The organism is Candidatus Micropelagos thuwalensis, assembly GCF_000469155.1.
GTDB classification, from domain to species: Bacteria; Pseudomonadota; Alphaproteobacteria; order RS24; family RS24; genus Micropelagius; species Micropelagius thuwalensis.
Genome location: NZ_AWXE01000005.1, coordinates 1 through 17,500, shown reverse-complemented (window position 1 = coordinate 17,500; position 17,500 = coordinate 1). Strand labels below are relative to the sequence as shown.

18 protein-coding genes, 1 tRNA gene and 2 rRNA genes (1 of these 21 cut by a window edge) are annotated in these 17,500 nt (G+C 41.2%); 12 read left to right on the top strand and 9 right to left on the bottom strand.

Annotated features, from left to right (window positions below; translation table 11 throughout):
- From RS24_RS08980 to RS24_RS08970, 3 genes are all read left to right on the top strand, one after another.
- Positions 1 to 539 (top strand): 23S ribosomal RNA (locus RS24_RS08980); it begins 2,205 nt to the left of the window's first position.
- A 63-nt stretch (positions 540 to 602) separates the two neighbouring features.
- Positions 603 to 717, top strand: a 5S ribosomal RNA gene (gene rrf, locus RS24_RS08975).
- Positions 718 to 846: 129 nt separating this feature from the next.
- A tRNA-Met gene (locus RS24_RS08970) sits at positions 847 to 923 on the top strand.
- Between the two features lie 227 nt (positions 924 to 1,150).
- Here the strand turns inward: RS24_RS08970 and RS24_RS08965 are convergent.
- Positions 1,151 to 2,341: a DUF418 domain-containing protein gene (locus tag RS24_RS08965; RefSeq protein ID WP_021777891.1), complete on the bottom strand. Its 1,191-nt coding sequence runs from the start codon at positions 2,339 to 2,341 to the stop codon at positions 1,151 to 1,153.
- Positions 2,342 to 2,740: 399 nt separating this feature from the next.
- Here RS24_RS08965 and RS24_RS08960 point away from each other — a divergent pair, with 399 nt between their 5' ends.
- Complete coding sequence (locus RS24_RS08960; RefSeq protein ID WP_021777890.1) at positions 2,741 to 3,112, top strand: VOC family protein; 372 nt, start codon at positions 2,741 to 2,743, stop codon at positions 3,110 to 3,112.
- A gap of 134 nt (positions 3,113 to 3,246) precedes the next feature.
- Entirely contained in the window at positions 3,247 to 3,642 is a 396-nt protein-coding gene (locus tag RS24_RS08955; RefSeq protein ID WP_021777888.1) for a DoxX family protein, read from the top strand.
- A 52-nt stretch (positions 3,643 to 3,694) separates the two neighbouring features.
- Here the strand turns inward: RS24_RS08955 and RS24_RS08950 are convergent, their stop codons facing one another.
- Complete coding sequence (locus RS24_RS08950; RefSeq protein ID WP_021777887.1) at positions 3,695 to 4,924, bottom strand: cytochrome P450; 1,230 nt, start codon at positions 4,922 to 4,924, stop codon at positions 3,695 to 3,697.
- Positions 4,925 to 5,041: 117 nt separating this feature from the next.
- Between RS24_RS08950 and RS24_RS08945 the strand changes: the two genes are divergently transcribed.
- Positions 5,042 to 6,637: a GMC family oxidoreductase gene (locus RS24_RS08945; RefSeq protein ID WP_021777886.1), complete on the top strand. Its 1,596-nt coding sequence runs from the start codon at positions 5,042 to 5,044 to the stop codon at positions 6,635 to 6,637.
- Here RS24_RS08945 and RS24_RS08940 read toward each other — a convergent pair.
- The 5 genes from RS24_RS08940 to RS24_RS08920 form a co-directional block, all read right to left on the bottom strand.
- A complete protein-coding gene (locus RS24_RS08940; RefSeq protein ID WP_021777885.1) occupies positions 6,634 to 7,380 on the bottom strand; it encodes a sterol desaturase family protein in 747 nt (248 codons plus the stop codon). The genes RS24_RS08945 and RS24_RS08940 overlap by 4 nt on opposite strands.
- A gap of 66 nt (positions 7,381 to 7,446) precedes the next feature.
- Positions 7,447 to 7,824: a carboxymuconolactone decarboxylase family protein gene (locus tag RS24_RS08935; RefSeq protein ID WP_021777884.1), complete on the bottom strand. Its 378-nt coding sequence runs from the start codon at positions 7,822 to 7,824 to the stop codon at positions 7,447 to 7,449.
- A 13-nt stretch (positions 7,825 to 7,837) separates the two neighbouring features.
- A complete protein-coding gene (locus RS24_RS08930; protein WP_021777883.1) occupies positions 7,838 to 9,298 on the bottom strand; it encodes an aldehyde dehydrogenase family protein in 1,461 nt (486 codons plus the stop codon).
- Positions 9,288 to 10,175 (bottom strand): NAD(P)-dependent oxidoreductase, encoded by an 888-nt coding sequence (locus tag RS24_RS08925; RefSeq protein ID WP_021777882.1) that lies wholly within the window; start codon positions 10,173 to 10,175, stop codon positions 9,288 to 9,290. Before RS24_RS08925 ends, RS24_RS08930 begins: the two co-directional genes overlap by 11 nt.
- Positions 10,176 to 10,220: 45 nt before the next feature.
- Positions 10,221 to 11,204 (bottom strand): NAD-dependent epimerase/dehydratase family protein, encoded by a 984-nt coding sequence (locus RS24_RS08920; RefSeq protein WP_021777881.1) that lies wholly within the window; start codon positions 11,202 to 11,204, stop codon positions 10,221 to 10,223.
- A 199-nt stretch (positions 11,205 to 11,403) separates the two neighbouring features.
- On the opposite strand from RS24_RS08920, the gene RS24_RS08915 reads away from it, so the two are divergent.
- Positions 11,404 to 12,216: a 3-oxo-5-alpha-steroid 4-dehydrogenase gene (locus RS24_RS08915; protein ID WP_021777880.1), complete on the top strand. Its 813-nt coding sequence runs from the start codon at positions 11,404 to 11,406 to the stop codon at positions 12,214 to 12,216.
- A gap of 17 nt (positions 12,217 to 12,233) precedes the next feature.
- Here the strand turns inward: RS24_RS08915 and RS24_RS08910 are convergent, their stop codons facing one another.
- The gene (locus RS24_RS08910; protein ID WP_021777879.1) at positions 12,234 to 13,082 is read right to left on the bottom strand and encodes an SDR family NAD(P)-dependent oxidoreductase; all 849 of its coding nucleotides are present in this window, start codon (positions 13,080 to 13,082) and stop codon (positions 12,234 to 12,236) included.
- A 128-nt stretch (positions 13,083 to 13,210) separates the two neighbouring features.
- Positions 13,211 to 13,747, bottom strand: a complete 537-nt coding sequence (locus tag RS24_RS09815) for a VOC family protein (RefSeq protein WP_021777878.1) — start codon at positions 13,745 to 13,747, stop codon at positions 13,211 to 13,213.
- 98 nt (positions 13,748 to 13,845) lie between these two features.
- Between RS24_RS09815 and RS24_RS08900 the strand changes: the two genes are divergently transcribed.
- The 5 genes from RS24_RS08900 to RS24_RS08880 form a co-directional block, all read left to right on the top strand.
- On the top strand, positions 13,846 to 14,478 hold the full coding sequence (locus RS24_RS08900) for a sterol desaturase family protein (RefSeq protein WP_239642423.1): 633 nt from the start codon (positions 13,846 to 13,848) through the stop codon (positions 14,476 to 14,478).
- 73 nt (positions 14,479 to 14,551) lie between these two features.
- Complete coding sequence (locus RS24_RS08895) at positions 14,552 to 15,760, top strand: DUF1214 domain-containing protein (RefSeq protein WP_021777876.1); 1,209 nt, start codon at positions 14,552 to 14,554, stop codon at positions 15,758 to 15,760.
- Between the two features lie 22 nt (positions 15,761 to 15,782).
- Positions 15,783 to 15,992, top strand: coding sequence for a TIGR03643 family protein (locus RS24_RS08890; protein WP_021777875.1), 210 nt, complete (start codon positions 15,783 to 15,785; stop codon positions 15,990 to 15,992).
- Between the two features lie 128 nt (positions 15,993 to 16,120).
- Positions 16,121 to 16,831 (top strand): hypothetical protein, encoded by a 711-nt coding sequence (locus RS24_RS08885; RefSeq protein ID WP_021777874.1) that lies wholly within the window; start codon positions 16,121 to 16,123, stop codon positions 16,829 to 16,831.
- A 100-nt stretch (positions 16,832 to 16,931) separates the two neighbouring features.
- On the top strand, positions 16,932 to 17,500 hold a 569-nt coding region (locus RS24_RS08880), incomplete at its 3' end, for an EAL domain-containing protein (RefSeq protein WP_038301016.1).

Here is a 17,500-nt window from a genome sequence, read left to right as displayed (position 1 = left end):
GCGAGTCTGACAAGACGAGCAGAGACGAAAGTCGGTCATAGTGATCCGGTGGTCCCGCGTGGAAGGGCCATCGCTCAACGGATAAAAGGTACGCCGGGGATAACAGGCTGATGACGCCCAAGAGTCCATATCGACGGCGTTGTTTGGCACCTCGATGTCGGCTCATCGCATCCTGGGGCTGGAGCAGGTCCCAAGGGTTTGGCTGTTCGCCAATTAAAGCGGTACGTGAGCTGGGTTTAGAACGTCGTGAGACAGTTTGGTCCCTATCTGCCGTGGGTGTAGGAAACTTGAGAGGAGCTGTCCCTAGTACGAGAGGACCGGGATGGACATACCTCTGGTCGAGCTGTTGTCGCGCCTGCGGCATTGCAGCGTAGCTAAGTATGGACGGGATAACCGCTGAAAGCATCTAAGCGGGAAGCCCCCCTCGAAACAAGGTTTCCCTTGAGAACCGTGGAAGACGACCACGTTGATAGGCCGGATGTGGAAGCGCAGCAATGCGTGAAGCTGACCGGTACTAATTGTTCGATAGGCTTGATTGTTCTCATTTTCTCCATCTGTGAGTCAATGAGCACCCGATATTTAACTTATTTGTCTTTTGCCGGCTTGGTGACTATGGCGAAGTGCCTAAACCCGATCCCATCCCGAACTCGGTCGTTAAACACTTCAGCGCTGATGGTACTGCATCTTAAGGTGTGGGAGAGTAAGTCGTTGCCAGGCCTGCTAAAGACAAATAATCAACACTCAAATATTTTGCCCCTCTTCTTTTCAATCGTCTCCCTTTGCGACATCTTTCAATCATGCTTAGGGAATCAATTCCTGGCTTTTAAGTCCAGGTGAGTATATTGGCGCGGGGTGGAGCAGCCCGGTAGCTCGTCAGGCTCATAACCTGAAGGTCGTAGGTTCAAATCCTACCCCCGCAACCAAAAATATATCAATTAAATCAGTATCTTATAAAGCCCCCAGTCTTTTGGCTGGGGGTTTTTTGTGGGTTTTTTTACCCTGACATACCCTGACATATTCCTGAACGACCTAGGTTTATTCTAGCATGGAATATAAAATCACATTTTAATCATCACAAGAATTGAAAATATTCTACCCTGACAAAACCCTTACAAGTTTGATTTACCTCGTGCTTCAACATATGCGAGATTTAGCGTGCTGACAGATACGTTAGTTTCTTCAGCACACGTTCGAAAGGGCCAAGCTTAAAATATTTTCGCCAAAGACTTGCCAGACTGAGGGTCATCAAGCTTACAAACAAGGCGATGAGGGTGCACTCAAATGCTCCAAATTTTGCGAAGTATCCAAGTCCGTAACCATTGAAAATTAACGACAAGAATAAGCCCTGTAATAAATAAGCCGTTAATGTTGTTGTTCCTCCTCTAGCCATAAACACTTTAAAATTTGTTATTGGTCCTGACGTCCATTTCGCAATCAGACCCAAATACCCTGCGCTAGAAAAAAGAGCAAAAATAGCAATCAATGTCATACCCAGCATATTCAAGGGGCTAAGGAGATTATCGCCGAGAGATTGTATATATGCACCTACAAAGCTTCCGATTATGCCGATTGGTAGGAAGACAATGCGAAAACGTCTCCAAATCAAAGCTTGAGGGTCGGCAATGATATCTGATTTAACCGCTGCAAATCCAAATAGGAAAAATGCCATAGCGCCTAAACCATCCATAAAAATACCAATCTGTATAATTTCACTCCATTCCTGAAGGCGAAGTATCACGCTATCGGTAAAATGCTCTGAGGCATAAACCGTATGCGAGCGGATAACTGTTTCAGAAATACTCGCCAATTCAGCATTCATATCGTCAGGTGTAAATTTTTGTCCTAGATAAAGCCCTGTTGTGAAAATTAAAAATATAAATATTTGTAGAATATAAAAGCTAATACCCCATTTAAGCAGTGTCTGAGTGCTTGAATTGCGAAAAAAGAAAAGCAAACTTCCGAGCATTGCGTACATCATGAGGACGTCACCTTGAAACAGGAGTGCGATATTGAGAAATCCAAATACAGCCAGACCTATTATGCGGCGAAGATATTGCCATCCGAAACTGACACCAGCCCTGTCAGCGAACTTCATTTGATAGGCAAATCCAACTCCAAACATAAATGAAAAGAGGGGGTAAAACTTCATTGTACACAATCCCATAACGAGGAAAAATGCCATAGAGTCTAAAGTTGTATGGAGTCCGCCGTGAATGTAGCCACCCGCCAATGGATAAGAGATAACGGAAACATTGACGAGAGCAATGCCTATGAGCGCAACGGCTCGCACAAGATCTGGCATTAGATAACGTTCTGCATTGAAGTTATTATATGGACTCATAATAGCCAAAATAATAACTTTAAATATTATTTGAATCTAATTTTAAAGAAATTGACCATTTCTGCATCTATAGATACATCACCCTTACATTCCCGTCAGGCAAGCTGCTTACTCTGACAAGGTAGATTATGGTGATAATTTTAAAAGACAATAGTAAGAATTCCTAGAAGGAAATAATTCGGCCCACTAGAAATAGTGAGGCTTTTTTATGAGAAAATACTTAATTTGCCAACACACTAGTATGTCCCTTTAGTCAATGACTTCTGAAGGTTTTTTTTATTGGAGAAAAACAATTATTTCACCCATTCCTTCCGGTACAGTTTTTTTATTGAGAAACTTACTTGGTAAAATCAGCGAGTTAATTAGAATATTACTAATCAAATAATATTGAGGTAAAATATGATTGGATATGTTTTGTTTGGAACCAATAATCTGGAAGAATCATTATCTTTCTATGACCAACTACTGGAACCGTTAAATTTAAAACGAGGCCCCAATACTGAAAGAGTTCATCTTTATACTGACGGAAATGGGCCAATGTTTGGGGTATGTATGCCTGCAGATGGTGGATATGCATCAAATGGAAATGGAACAATGGTAGCAATTAATGTTTCATCATCAGAGAGGGTTGATTTTATGAAAGACCATGCAACCAATTTAAATGCTTCTTATGTTAGTGAAATAAATATCGAGGAGTCAGTAGGATTTTATGGTGTTTATGTTAGAGATTTGGATAATAACAAACTTTGCTTTTATAAGATGGATGTTTAGAACTATTCAAGAAAATGTAGTTATCGAAATTTAGGAAATTACATGAAATTATTTTATAAAATTTAAATAACTAAAAAAATTAAACTTGAATAACATTATCAATATATCGCCTAGTGATTGATTTGAAGAATTATATGACGTCTCAAAGGATTGACGAATTTGCGCTCCCAGTTGGACGCATATTGTTGGGCTTTTATTTTGTGCTACCTGGCTTCGCCAAATTTGCGAATTGGCAAATGCATATTGAGTTGATGCTTCATCATAATGTGCCGTTCACCGCTCCGCTTTTATTGCTGGCAGGTATAGCGAATCTCTTACTAGGCTGCATGTTGCTGATCAATCGGAATGTACGATTGGCTGCTTATGGATGCGCGGTTTATATTATAGTTATTAATATCAACCTTCATGACTTTTGGAACTTTTCGGGCATAGAGGGCGCGCATGAAACACAGAACTTTGTGAAAAATCTCGGTATTTTGGCCGGCTGTTTGATGCTTGCGGGATTTACCTCTAATCAAGAAAATACTTAATTAAGTATCTTAAGATAAAGCAACCTGAATTTTCTTATGGGTAGTTACACCCTTAGTCCCTCACTTCTTCAATATCCAGACTTATGAAACGTCTCACAAAAATGCTATTTAAATAAATAGGGTCATTTTTTAGTTTGAATTGATCAAAACTTTCTAAAAGTCTCTCGATAAAGATTTTGACTTCTAACCTTGCCAATGTTGCGCCAATACAAAAATGAGCGCCTCTTCCAAATCCCATATGATTTTTGGGCTTATTTCTTCGAAGTGAAAATTCATCAGGGTTGTCAATTAATTTTTCATCTCTATTCGCCGAGTCCCAGCTAAGCAAGAGCTTATCACCTGACGATATTTTATAGCCGCCTAGAAAGCAGTCTGATTTCACATAACGGTAGTGAAACTTGAAAGGTGGCGACATTCTGATCACCTCTTCAATAAAAGGAATAATTAATTTATTATCTATTCGTAATTCATTTTGTAAGTCTGGATTGCTAGCTAAATGGTAAATTGTTGATCCCATAAGCGCAGAAGTGGACTCACCTCCAGCCCCAAAAAGTATGATAGCAATTCCGATGGCCTCTTCTTGCGTAATATTTCCATTTTCAAAAGCGCATCGCAAAACAGAGAGTAATGATTGATCTCTAAGGTTAGAATTTTGCAACAAATCAAACTTATCAAATAAATATCTACTCATTTTTTCTGTTTCTACTGCAAGATAATGCAAACCTTCTGCAGAGGTTTCACCCGCCAAAATAGAGCCGCCTATCATAATCCATCGCATAAAATCATCATACTCAGTATCAGGAAGACCTATTAGTTTGGCGATAACAAGGGCAGGTATTTTTTCAATTGTAGCAACACAGCTGCCCTTGCCAATGTCTTTTATTTTTTCAATCTCTTGATTGGCAATTTGACGAATGTAGTTCTCGTATTGCATGACAGACTTTGTTGTAAAGGCATCAGCGAGAACTTTTTTATGCCGAGCATGATCGGCACCATCTGCTGTAGCAATAACATCAAGCGCACCTGTCTCAGAAAGATCAAAGCAGTCAGGGTTTCCTTCATCTGACCGGTACAAGACACCCTTTAAATTAGCTGAAAATTCTGCCTCCCTCTCAAGAACTTCTTGTATAAGTTCAAAAGAACTAATGAGGTGAAATCCAGAATTCCCAATGGAAGATATCGGTGAATTCTTTCTCAATGAGGCAAGTATCGGGAACGGGTTATAAATAAATTCAGATTTGAAAATCGACTGAGGGTCTAATGAATACTGTGGTACTTGCATTTAAATTTATCCACTTACACGAGGGTTAGAATATTTTAAAATTATTCAAATATCCCTCAGCCGACTATGCTTATATTTTGAACTGAACAGTTAGTTTAAAAGATATGAGTGTAAATCATGAATGGCAATTATGGTAACGATAGTTATGACTATATAGTTATTGGTGGTGGCTCCTCAGGATGCATTATTGCTGGTCGGCTTGCAGAGGAGGGCGGATATTCGGTTTTAGTGATAGAAGCCGGGCAGCCCGCTGAAGATAATCCAGAAACATTCACAGACAACGGATTTCAAATTTCTTTTGCGAATGATGCGCTTTTACATGATCGATTGACAAAAAAGCAGGCAACCTGTGGCAATAAGGAAATATATGTTGGGTCTGGTCGCGGCATGGGGGGAAGCGGGTCCATCAACGGGATGGTCTATACACGAGGCGATAAGCATGATTACGCGCAGTGGCCGCAGGGCTGGCAATGGGAAGATAATTTGCCGTTTTTTAAAAAACTTGAAAACAGATTAGGGATTCAGAGCAAAGCCCCTACAGTCTTAACTGAGAAAATACTGGAGGCGGCTGAAATGACAGGCTTCACGCGGAAAAATGACTTAAATGATGGGGAATTATGCGGCTATTTTGGCTATAACACCCTGAATAATGTGAGTGGTCGTCGAAGTTCTTATGTAGCGTTTTTAAAAGAAAGCAATTCCCAGAATATTAGGGTTGAAACGGAAGCGATGCTTGAAAAAGTTCATTTTGAGGGGAAGCGCGCGGTTGGTATCAGCTTTCGTCAAAATGGGGGTAGTCACGCGGCGCGGTGTGATAAAGAGGTCATTTTCTGTGCCGGAACATTGGAGACGCCTAAGCTTCTTATGCTTTCAGGCCTCGGTCCGAAGGATGAACTGGCTAAGTTTGGCATACCTATTATCGAAAATATCCCTTCTATTGGTCGCAATCTGCAAGATCATACTTGTGTTAATATTCTTTTTAAGGGAAAGCAAAAAGCGGATTTTTTTCATCCTCAAATTTATGGTTTTGAACGCATGAATCACGAGACAGATTTGCCCGAAGGTCAGGCAGATGTGTGTTTCACCTCTGTCGCTTCAAAAACCACAATGCAAGCAGCGGCTCTTAGACTTGCGCCTTTTGAACTATTGAAAGGCAAGGCTCGATTTGGCGGTTTGGCAAGAAGCTTGCTTCGAGGTGTGATTAAATTCGTATTTAAATTGCCTCTTATCAGCGCCCCTCTAGATAAGGCTTACGGGCTTGTGGTCATTTTCGGAAAACCTTTTTCGCGGGGAATCGTGTCACTGGCGTCAAGCAACCCTGAGGATCCAGCTCTTATTGATCCGGCTTATTACCAGGACTCTAGAGATCTTCTGAGCATGACAAATGGTGTGTTGCGTATGATGGAAATCAGCAAACAACCCCAATTAACTGATTGGGGCAACACTGTCATGTCATCAGGTGCGGATGCTGAGACTCTAGAAAAACTTCATGAGTATATTTTTAAGAACACAATGACTTGCTACCACTATGTGGGCACCTGCAGCATGGGTGATGGTGACGCCTATCCTGTAGATACACAATTACGACTCAAAGGGATTGAAAATATCAGGGTTGCGGACGCCTCGGCGATACCCGTGGTGACAGTTTCAGCGACGAATGCGCCAACCATGATGCTGGCTTACCGTGCTGCAGACTTAATTATGAAAAATTAAAGCTGTTTTAACGGCGCTGTTTCTTCCGTTTCATAGGTGCCGAATATCCAGTCATAAAGCAAGGTAATGGAGGAATAATTGCCTTTATTAAAGTTCACATGATGTCTGTGATGATCAGCAGATATTTTGTGCAGTGTTTTAAAAGGGAAAGTATCTGTTTCAAAGATAGCGTGGTTATGGAGATTGATTTCCTGATAAAGCCACATTGTGATGACAATTGAAACGAGATCAAACTTGCCAAAAATCAAACTTAAGCCTCCAACCGTAAAGCCAAATAACAAAACACCCATCGTCCCTTCAAGCCAGTGAAGATAGGATGAGTCACCACGGCTTGGGTTTTTCATTTGATGATGAACGGCATGAACCGTTTTAAAAAAATGATTATCGCCATGAAAAAGGAAGCGATGCATCAAATAGTAAAAAAAGTCATAGACCATCAAAATTATAAAAATGGAAAATAAAACATTCCAAACGGATGTAAATTCAAAGGTAATGGTCAATGGTAAAATTATAAAATAATTTACCAGATAGCCTAAACCAGAACCAAGCATTCCATTCCTTACAGTTGGTGAATAGAAACTTTTTTCCCTCATTTTTTTGTTAGCATTTAGATTGGCAATATTTGCTTCTTTAAATGTAGGTATTAGTTGCATTGAGTAAAATACAACTAGACTGAGAGCAACTAGGCCGGCCAGACTGCCAATAGACACAAAAATATTATATTCGCTAAAAAAAGCAGGCATAATTCTTCTCCATGAACACACTTAAATATTTAACGTTCATGAACTAAAAATCAATATCTTGAGACTTTATTTGTTCTCAGGGAATTCATCCATGAGTTCTTTTAAAATTGCGTTAAAAGCGGCAACTTTAGGGTAACCACAATATTGCGTACCTGTAATAATAATTTGTTCAAGCTCTTTTAAACTCAATTCTTTATTCATCAGCGCTGCACGCGCCTGAATAGAGAATAAATCATTTGAGCCAACAGACATGATTACGCCTAATATAACTAGTCTCCGGTCGCGAATGGAGAGACTTTCCTCATCAGCCCATAGAGTGCCGAAAAGGGTTTCCAACATATAATCAAAAAAAGCAAATTTACCTCTTTCAGGCATTTCCGGCAGAGTATCGGCATAAACTTTTTTATAATATTCGCGCCCTAAATCATGTTTTTCCTGGCTCATGTCATTTCCCCTCTTATCGTCCGATAGCTATCGTTTTTGTTTCAAGATATTCTTCAAATCCCTCTAAGCCCATTTCTCTACCAATGCCGCTTTGTTTATAACCACCAAACGGGGCATCTGCGGCATAAAAGTTACCGCCATTGACATTAACTGTTCCGGCACGAATCTGACGGGCCACCTTTATTGCGCGTTCCTCATCACCAGACCATACGCCGCCTGACAAGCCAAATATTGACTCATTGGCAATCTGGATTGCGTCACTTTCGGTGTCATAAGCTATGACACATAAAACCGGCCCAAAAATTTCCTCCTGAGCAATGGTCATATCATTTGTCACGTCAACGAAAACTGTGGGTTCAACATAAAAACCCTTATCTAAATGACTGGGTGTGCCACCACCTAGAAGCAAACGCGCCCCTTCAGCTTTGCCTTTTTCAATATAGTCTAAAACTTTTTTTCTTTGCGCCGAACTAATCAAAGGGCCCATAATGTGGGTGTCTGTATTGTCGCCGCCATAGTCTATCATATTGAAGTAATTCATCAGTATTTCTTCCACCTCATTTTGGCGGTTGCGCGGAATGAGAAGCCGTGTCTGAATTGCACATCCTTGTCCGGCATGGAAACAAACGGCAAGAGCTGATAATAATGCTTGGCTGAAATCCGCATCATCAAGAATAATATTTGCGGATTTACCACCGAGTTCGAGAAAAACTTTTTTCACGGTGGCGGCGGCATCAGACATGATTGCCCGTCCGGTGCTCGTTGAACCTGTGAAGGAAATCATATCCACCCGCGGGTCATTAACAAGTTGCACCCCAATTGTTTGCGGGTCGGAAGAGGGGACAATATTGATGATACCTGCCGGTATGTCTGTATGATGTGCTGCGTTACCAATCAAGGTCGCCGCCCATGGTGTATCAGGAGCAGGTTTCAAGACAACGGAACACCCCGCCGACAAAGCAGGGATAATTTTTGCCAAATTAATTTGTAATGGTACATTCCAGGGGGTGATGCAGCCCACAACACCGATGGCTTCTTTTTCAATAAGACGTTCGGACTCCACCTCACCGAAACGCGCCAAACCCTGATTTATGCTCCATTTATAATTTTTGATCAGCGCCAAGCTTGTATCTATAAAACCAATTGGTACATCACATTGAGGGCCTTGTTGCCCGCAAATGCCAGCAGGTGATCCTGTTTCCGCTTGGACTTGGCTACGGATATTTTCAATATCATTAACCAGAACGTCGCGAAGCTGTGTCAGACAATGAAGGCGAAACGCATGATTGACAGCCCAGTCAGTTTTATCAAAAGCCTGTCGTGCTGCAGTTATTGCCATATCCATATCTTCGGTTGAGCAGTCCGTGGTTTGACCAATAACATCCTCTGAAACGGGTGATATATTATCAAACATTTTGTCAGATTTTGCGTTTGTTAGCTTACCATTTATAAATGCTCGGCTCTCAGGTGTCATTTGAAGACTCACCATTATAATTTATGGTTTTTAAAAATACGCCTTTTATAAGTTCTTGGCTGAGGCGCGTTAGGGGTAGTTCAATTCCGGCGGCGTGCGCACTCTCGATGGCACATTTTAAATCTTTCTCACCAAGTCCAGCATTTCCTGCCATAAATTCTTTGACCAAATCAGCACCGCCTGACGCGAATAAATCATTGCGTGCGGAAATAAACATTTGGGTATTATGATTTATCACCCCGTTAATCTTACTCATTTCAAAAAGTAATTTGGGATCCACCGCATGGGCTTCGGCAAGTGCAAATGCTTCCGAGACTGCAATAAGTTGAGCGTATGTCATAAGATTATTGGCAAGCTTTAAGGTCGTGCCGCTACCGAGCTTACCCGTATGAATGACTAGCTCAGCTGAGGTTTCAAATACAGGCTTGGCTCTCTCAAAGTCATCTTTTGAACACCCAACCATATAGACAAGATTACCGGCGGCCGCGCCATGCGCACCGCCTGAAATTGGGGCATCGACCAGAGACATGCCGGCCGCTATAACATCAGCTTCCCATTGCGCCAGACTTGCATGGGAAATTGTAGAGCTAATGGCGATTAGGGTTCCCTGATTAGCATTCTCCAATATGCCTTCAGTGCCATACAAAATGTTATTAATGTCTTTGTCATCGCGCACACAAAGACCGATATGCTCACACGTCGACGCAAGCTCTCCAATCGTCCCACAGGCGTAAGCCCCCTCATCTGTTAGGGTTTTGACAGCATCTTCGTTTAAATCGTAAACATAGAGATTAAATTCATCATTTATGATGTGCTTTGCCGTTGGCCCCCCTATATTGCCGAGGCCGATATAACCTATGTTTTTCTTTAGCGTCATTTCCTGCTCCCCTGCAATCTTTCGACACCCTATCCGGACAAGCTGTCAATAATGCTCTTTGTGCCATTCTATAGTATCTTTGAAGGAACTAAGTACAGGCCGGATTGTTACTGGAATTTCTTGAGCCTGCCGCATTGATTGACACGTCATCCACATCGTCATTAAGTCCATTGCTTCTCTTGAAATTCTAGTATTCAGAGGAATGAATTTTTTAATTAAATCGGTCGCTGAGCCGATAAATCTCATTAAGGCCGGGGATAATTTTTGCGCTTTGATTGTCTCCCCGGAGGCTTGTTCAATCATGCTGTGAATTTCTTGCCAGCTATTCAGTTTACCAGCAAAAATATAGCGCGCTGCCTCTGGTTCACTATGCGGGTTTTCTAGCATATGGAGATGCGCATCAGCCAAGTCGCGGGCGTCTATATACTGCAGGCCTGATGTTGTTATGGGAACCACTTCTTTAAAACCTATCAAGGCAAAATTAGAGGCGCTTAGTGATGGGTCATCAGGGCCGATAACACCAACTGGATAGGAGATTTGAAGAGGGGCGCCGAGCTGTTGCTTTTCGCGCGCCCATTTTTCACAGAGTAATTTTGATTTGGTATAGGGGTCTTTTGAGGTTCTGAGTGGGGTGTTTTCATCTATAAAGCCCCGCTTGTCGTGGTCAAAAACCGTTGTGCTGGAAACCCAGACGATATTTTTTATACCGGCATTGATGGCGCTTCCTACAACAGACTCCATACTCTCTAAATTTGATTTAACCGTTGAATCAATTTGTCTAATGTCCAGATTAACGTTAGCTGCCGCATGAAAAACAGCATCGCATCCGCTCAAAGCCAGACGGATTTTATCCGTTTCATTCATATTTCCAATAACGATATCGTCAAGCTCATGGCCATGAGATCTAAAATATGTCTGCGCTTTTTCACGGCTCCTGACAAGTAATCTGACTTGGTGTCCTTTGGATAGAAGCGCTAAAACCAAATGGGCACCCACTAACCCCGTCGCACCTGTAACAAAGACTCTCATGTCTACTCCTTAGAATTCAAAGATAACCATAAGAAAATAATTGATTAAGATGTATCTTTTTTTGAGTGTTAATAAAAAGTTTCTACTGGAAATTGTATAAGAAATGAACATAAGGTGAGATTGGCTAGGGAAGCTTTATAATATTCTATTTGAGTTCTTGACCCTCAATTCATTTAAATACCAAAAGGTAAGTAAATTTATGGAATGGTTTTACACTTTAAAAGTGCTTGATTTGGATAGCTATAACACCTTTCTCATCTATTGGTTTGGCGCCTGCGTTCTCAACGCTTTTTACCTCTATAAAAGTAAAGAACTCCCTTTGAGTAATCGTATCGAAAGTCAGGGTATGGGTGCGTTAGGTAGTATTGATAAGAAAACCGGATGGGTGCTTATGGAAATTCCTATTCTCCTAGTTGTGTGGTATTTCTTTTCACAAAGTCAAACCGGTCTAAATGTTTCATCATTCTTAAGCGTGTCCGGCATAATGGTCGGCTTTTTTATGATGCACTATTTCAACCGCGCCGTTATTTATCCGCAAAGGATTAAAGTGGCTGGCAAAACCATGCCCGTTTACACAATGCTTACATCGATGGTGTTCTATACTGTTAATGGCTATCTGATTGGTCATTACTTTGGTCAACTGAGAGACTATCCCATTGAGTGGTTATACGATCCACGTTTTCTCATCGGGGTGGCCCTGTTTTTATTTGGATTTTTTGTGAATATTCATTCGGATAATATTTTGATAAATCTTCGTGACGATGGTGAGAGTGGTTATAAAATTCCGCATGGTGGTTTCTTTAAATATGTCTCATGTCCCAATTATTTTGGGGAGTGTTTAGAATGGATTGGCTTTGCAATTATGACATGGAGCAACATAGGTTTCGTATATGCGGCATGGGTTGTGCTACCGCTAATCATTCAGGCACGGGTTGCACACCAATGGTATTTAGATCAATTCGGTACCGCTTACCCTAAACAGCGCCACGCCATTATCCCCTATTTGCTGTAAATTAAAGATTTAAGTTTTTATTCGGAATACCCAAATCCATCTCCGGTAACAACCGGCGCGACGGTCCAGTTATTGCTTGGTGTTCTGTACCACCCGGCAGCGGCAAGCGCGCCGCCATCAAGGTTGATGGTTGCACCATTCACCCAAGCTGACATATCCGAGGCCAGAAAAAGCGCGCACCCGGCGGCATCTGATGGCTTGCCGAAACGCCCGGATGGATTCCAGCGCGGAATATAATCCTTGTATTTTTCAGGCGTCATATCTACGGGAGATACTTGCTCTGTTTCAGTTGTTTCTGGTGCAATGGCATTAACACGGATTCCTGAAGGCCCGAGGTCAAGTGACAGGCTACGGGTGAAGCCAGTAATTCCGTGCTTAAATGCTGAATAAACAACTGCTGTTGGAATGCCGCGAAAGGCCTCGATGGAAGATATGTTGATAATGCTCCCACCTGCGCCACCTTTTTCAATCAGGGGGATAGCGCTTCGCGTGACCTTGAACATGGAATTCAGATTTGCGTTGAACAGCGCATCTATTTCGTCATCGGTAAAATCTTTAAACGGTTTTATGAGCTCCAGAAAATCACCAACATTATTTACAAGAATATTCAGCTTGCCGAACTGTTCTTCGACAGTTGTCATCATTGTTTGCACCTGCGCTGTATCGGTGACATCCGTGTGGGTTACAAGCACATCATAGCTCTTTTTTTCAAATGCACTTTGAACGGCTTCACAGCGTGCTTTGTCTTTATCGGCAATGATAATCTTGGCACCGTGAGCAGCGAAAGCTTCGGCGATAGCGCGCCCAATGCCTGCAGCGCCTCCGGTAATGAGTGCAATTTTCCCTGTTAGATTAGCGGCATCCATAGCATTCCCTTCCTCACTTATGATACTGATACATTACCCAAATATTACCATAGGCTATATGTAGCTACTATAAAGACTGTACATTAGGGTCGGGAGCGATATTTATGAGGCTCATTTAGCGTGTGGGATTAATCTGACATGTCTCTAATGGGGTTGCGACCATCCCAGTTCTTGGCTTTACCTGATAAGAAAGTATAAAACTGCCGGATGTCGTCTGTGTCTTCGTAGATTTCATAAAAATGGTTCATGCCATTTTGTGGATCAAACCACGCTAATTTCATGCCGGTATCACTGCCATTTTGTGCCCATAAAACTTGCTCGCAATCTTGGTTCTCTAACTCTTTGCACTCAGCCTCAAAATCCGGTGCAATCCATGCAACGTGATGAATACCGCCAAAAGGCTTGTCAGGTGATATTGCAATAGGGGATAATTTCTGCGCGTGATCGCAAATCAGTTCAATCATTAAGTTTTCTTGCCACCCATAGGCCGATGAATGGTCAAAAGGCTCCGCCACGCCGCGCACATAGCTATTGGCTAGCGGGATATTTTCATTCACATAAAAAGGCCCGATATTAAATTTGTTTGACCATATTTGTGCAGCCTGACGCACATCCTTAACGGTATAGGCAATTTGAATAATGGGTTTTTCAGATTGAAAAATCATGTTTTGCCGCTTTTTTCTCAGTGACGTGTGATGTAATTTAGTTTAATCGTTTTTGTGAATTCCGGTGAGAAAAATCCAGGCTTTTTTACAGACAAGTTATGCGTGATATCTGGTTTACATTTTTAACTCATCACAGCGTTCAATTTTTAATGCTGTCGACGGTGCTTTGCTTCGCAGCTGTATCCTTGTTGGATGTCTGGTCTTATTGGCCTTTTGCCTTGCTGGTGGTTGTGATTGCGCCTTTTTATGAATGGGTGGCGCATAAATACACATTACACCTACCACTTAAACAGGAAGCTGGCTTTATTAGACGTTATCAGATACGACTTCATCATGGTCACCATGCCGAACCGGAACGGCGAGATTTGCAATTTGCGCCTGCCAGCGCGATATTTTTGATGTTTGTGCAGTTTTATTTATCCTATGCGTTGGTCGCATGGCTGTTTGGTGTTAATGGCTGGGAAGCTGCATTCGTTCCCTGCCTTGCATCTCTGGTTTATTATCTTGCCTATGAGTGGATTCATTTGGCGCATCATACATCAAGTTATAATCCGCTCACCTCTTGGGGACGCAATATGCGTGAAGCGCATATGCGGCATCATTTTCATAATGAAAATTTTAACTGGGGTATTACGAATGGTCTTGGCGATAAAGTTCTTGGCACATGGAAAGATATTGACGACGTACCACGCTCGCCCACTGCAAAGTCAATCGCCGGATATCAACATTAATTTCTAAAATTTCACTGGTCATCTCTCGCGGAAATTTCTTATTGTGAAAAGATATATTGAGGGGGGTCGTCTCATGAAAATATTAAAAAAAATTCTATTGGTGGCGCTTGTTCTGGTCGCGATTGTCGGGGCGTATTTCATGGGTTGGATACGGTCGCATACAACAATCAGTACCCCGCCGGAAGCATGGTCTGAAAATGACGATATCGCAAAAGCGTGGCATGAATTGTCGGTGAGTATGGAAGCCGCAGGTGCTGAACTCATGGCGATTGCGCGGGACGCGCATGACAAAGAAGAGGGTTTTCAGGCTCTCAGCAGTTTGCTTTCGGTTGCTCTTGAGATGAAGTTGACAAAAGGCGACCCGTTGCGCCCGGCTTTTACGGATTGGATGTCAAATCACCGAAAGTTTTTGGGCGACTCACCAGATGCGATTTATTTAACGGCAGAAATCTCTGGCAATCTTGATTATGAAATCACTGGCAATAAAGCCGATGTGCATTATTTGGGTATCATGCTGTATGGCCGCTTACCCAATGGCTGGAATCGTCCGGCGGGGAACATATCAAGCAATGACATTCGTTTTGATGATCAAGGTAATTTTCGACTTATCTTAAGCCGCAATGAGCCATCTGACCCTGATGTGGACTGGCTGAAGCTCAGTCGTGATGTTCACATGGTAATGGTGCGGCAATATTTTCATGACAGGGCTAAAAGCCAGAAAGCATCTTTTCAAATTCGCAATTTAAACGCGGCGGCCTCCGATAAAGATAATTTTTTAAAAACCGCAGATGGGTTGCGTGCGGCGACAAAGTTTTTCAATGAAGCATTTCGCGGGACTCTAGCTTTAGATCGGATGCAAGAAAAAACACTGAATAGCATTGACCAACCGGAATCTGTGGACCCTGATTTTGTAGGCATCTTTTATCCAACTGATGACAATGCATATTTCGGCACAAATTTCTTAATCGAGGCGGATGAGGCATTGGTGTTGGAAGGTGATGCGCCAAATGTTGATTATTGGTCTGTTGCCCTGATGAACAGATGGATGCGAACCTTTGATTATGAAACTTATCAGGTGGATTTGAATAATAACCGTATCAAGGTTAAGGATGGGCGTTTTAAGATTATAATCGCGCATAAAGAACCACCTGCTGAAGCCGGTATTGAAAATTGGCTGGAGACAGGTGGGTTGAAACATGGTCTGGTGACCTTTAGATATCAACTCTATGAGGGTGATGAAACGCCGTCAGCAACGCTGGTAAAGCTAAAAGACCTCAAGTGAGAAAGATATAAGTAAAGTCTTTATGGAAAAAGAAATCGTGTCAGAAATCATTGAAATGGCTTGGGATGATCAAACATCTTTTAACCAGATTGAGAAATTACACGGAATATCTGAAAAAAATGTGATAAAATTGATGCGTCGTGAGCTTAAGCCCTCAAGCTTTAAGATCTGGCGAAAACGGGTGAGTGGGCGTGTTTCGAAGCACGAAAATTTAAAAAATGATAATGGTTAGAGAACTCATATTGATTTCTTATATTGATAAATAGTTGTAATTTCGTTGACTATTTAAAATCCCAGTGGATTATTGTTAAATTGAAATCCAATGTTGAATGAAAGTAAAAATTAATGAGGGTTTATTAAATGAAAAATATTTTTTTCTCGTTACTATTATTATTTATTATTTCTTCGTCTGAGAGCTCGGCAATAGAAAATAGCTTGCCCAAGGGAGCAGCAATTATGCTTCATGTTAAAGCTAAAGATTTGGATAGATATATCACCGAAATAACTAAAAATAGTGAGGCTCTCTCTGCTGCCGGTGCAGTGGCTGGAGGTTATTGTATCGTTAAGTCAGGCAATAATTATCCTGGTGAAGTAAGTGTATGGCAATACTTTCTATCGATGGGGGATTTAATGTCCTCAATAGATAAGACTGACCACATGAACGAGCCACAAGCTAATATTTCTAAAATGCGAGATCTTCAATATATTTCTATTTGGAAAGATATGAAAGAGGTCAATATTAAGCCTGGTTTTGAAATGGTGGAAAAATGGCGGGTTCCTGCAAATAATCAAGAAGATTTTGTAGCTGCAGTTACAGCGTTGGAGACAAATTTGAAAGAAATTTCAGGAATTGATTTTGAAATGGGGGTAGCGTTTAACCTTGGGTCAGGGATAAAAGAAACAGACTTAATTATGACACGTTGGATTACTTCCGACGGAGAAACAATGGGTAAGCTTCTTGATACTGTATATAATAGCGTTGGATTTTTACCTTCTTATAACAAAGCTTTAAAACTTGCACAAAAGGTCAACTCGCAAATTGAGGAATGTAAGGCAATTTATGTTCAGTAGATAAGTGATTGCCACAAATGATTTTTACAAAGCTTTTTGAATAATGAAAGACGAGAGTTTAGACTTTTTCTTCTATAACTTCTTCTTAGACAAATGGTTTATGTCTTTGCAAAAAATATATGACATCTACACTCATGAGGTTGTAGGTGGTGAATTGCTACTGAGAGTATTTGATGAAGAAATACTTGATAATGGAATTTATTTTCCAGAGGCATTTTCTGATAATCGCTTTAATAATCTCACACTGGATATATTATTTAAGTTAAAGAAATATTTGGTTACATCTCCAGAAATTTTTCCAAATCATGTTTCTTTTAATTTTGTACCAATAAATATCGAGTCAATAGAGATTCATAAAAGCCTTGTTGAAATTACAGAAATGTTTAACAGACTTAATAAAAATTTAGTTTTAGAAATTTCTGAAATATTTACGCAAAGTGATTATATAAAATTTTTACCTATTGCAGAGAATCTTAAAGATGCTGGTGCTCAGATAGGTCTAGATGACTATGGTGCAACAGATATAGAAATTGATGCACTAGATTTTTTTCCGCTTGATTTTGTTAAACTAGATAGAAGCATATCTATCAGTGAAGAAGCATTGAAAAGTTCTTTTCATCGGAAAATGATTTCCATAGCTAACAAAAGAAGTTTGACTTTAATTGCTGA

Bases quoted from the DNA above. Each gene is read 5' to 3' on its own strand.
- RS24_RS08895 (WP_021777876.1), top strand. From the start codon at position 14,552: ATGAAAATATTAAAAAAAATTCTATTGGTGGCGCTTGTTCTGGTCGCG.
- RS24_RS08885 (WP_021777874.1), top strand. From the start codon at position 16,121: ATGAAAAATATTTTTTTCTCGTTACTATTATTATTTATTATTTCTTCG.
- RS24_RS08945 (WP_021777886.1), top strand. From the start codon at position 5,042: ATGAATGGCAATTATGGTAACGATAGTTATGACTATATAGTTATTGGT.
- RS24_RS08965 (WP_021777891.1), bottom strand. From the start codon at position 2,341: ATGAGTCCATATAATAACTTCAATGCAGAACGTTATCTAATGCCAGAT.
- RS24_RS08900 (WP_239642423.1), top strand. From the start codon at position 13,846: ATGCGTGATATCTGGTTTACATTTTTAACTCATCACAGCGTTCAATTT.
- RS24_RS08955 (WP_021777888.1), top strand. From the start codon at position 3,247: ATGACGTCTCAAAGGATTGACGAATTTGCGCTCCCAGTTGGACGCATA.
- RS24_RS08915 (WP_021777880.1), top strand. From the start codon at position 11,404: ATGGAATGGTTTTACACTTTAAAAGTGCTTGATTTGGATAGCTATAAC.
- RS24_RS08940 (WP_021777885.1), bottom strand. From the start codon at position 7,380: ATGCCTGCTTTTTTTAGCGAATATAATATTTTTGTGTCTATTGGCAGT.
- RS24_RS08960 (WP_021777890.1), top strand. From the start codon at position 2,741: ATGATTGGATATGTTTTGTTTGGAACCAATAATCTGGAAGAATCATTA.
- RS24_RS08920 (WP_021777881.1), bottom strand. From the start codon at position 11,204: ATGAGAGTCTTTGTTACAGGTGCGACGGGGTTAGTGGGTGCCCATTTG.
- RS24_RS08935 (WP_021777884.1), bottom strand. From the start codon at position 7,824: ATGAGCCAGGAAAAACATGATTTAGGGCGCGAATATTATAAAAAAGTT.
- RS24_RS08890 (WP_021777875.1), top strand. From the start codon at position 15,783: ATGGAAAAAGAAATCGTGTCAGAAATCATTGAAATGGCTTGGGATGAT.
- RS24_RS08910 (WP_021777879.1), bottom strand. From the start codon at position 13,082: ATGGATGCCGCTAATCTAACAGGGAAAATTGCACTCATTACCGGAGGC.
- RS24_RS09815 (WP_021777878.1), bottom strand. From the start codon at position 13,747: ATGATTTTTCAATCTGAAAAACCCATTATTCAAATTGCCTATACCGTT.
- RS24_RS08925 (WP_021777882.1), bottom strand. From the start codon at position 10,175: ATGACGCTAAAGAAAAACATAGGTTATATCGGCCTCGGCAATATAGGG.
- RS24_RS08930 (WP_021777883.1), bottom strand. From the start codon at position 9,298: ATGACACCTGAGAGCCGAGCATTTATAAATGGTAAGCTAACAAACGCA.
- RS24_RS08950 (WP_021777887.1), bottom strand. From the start codon at position 4,924: ATGCAAGTACCACAGTATTCATTAGACCCTCAGTCGATTTTCAAATCT.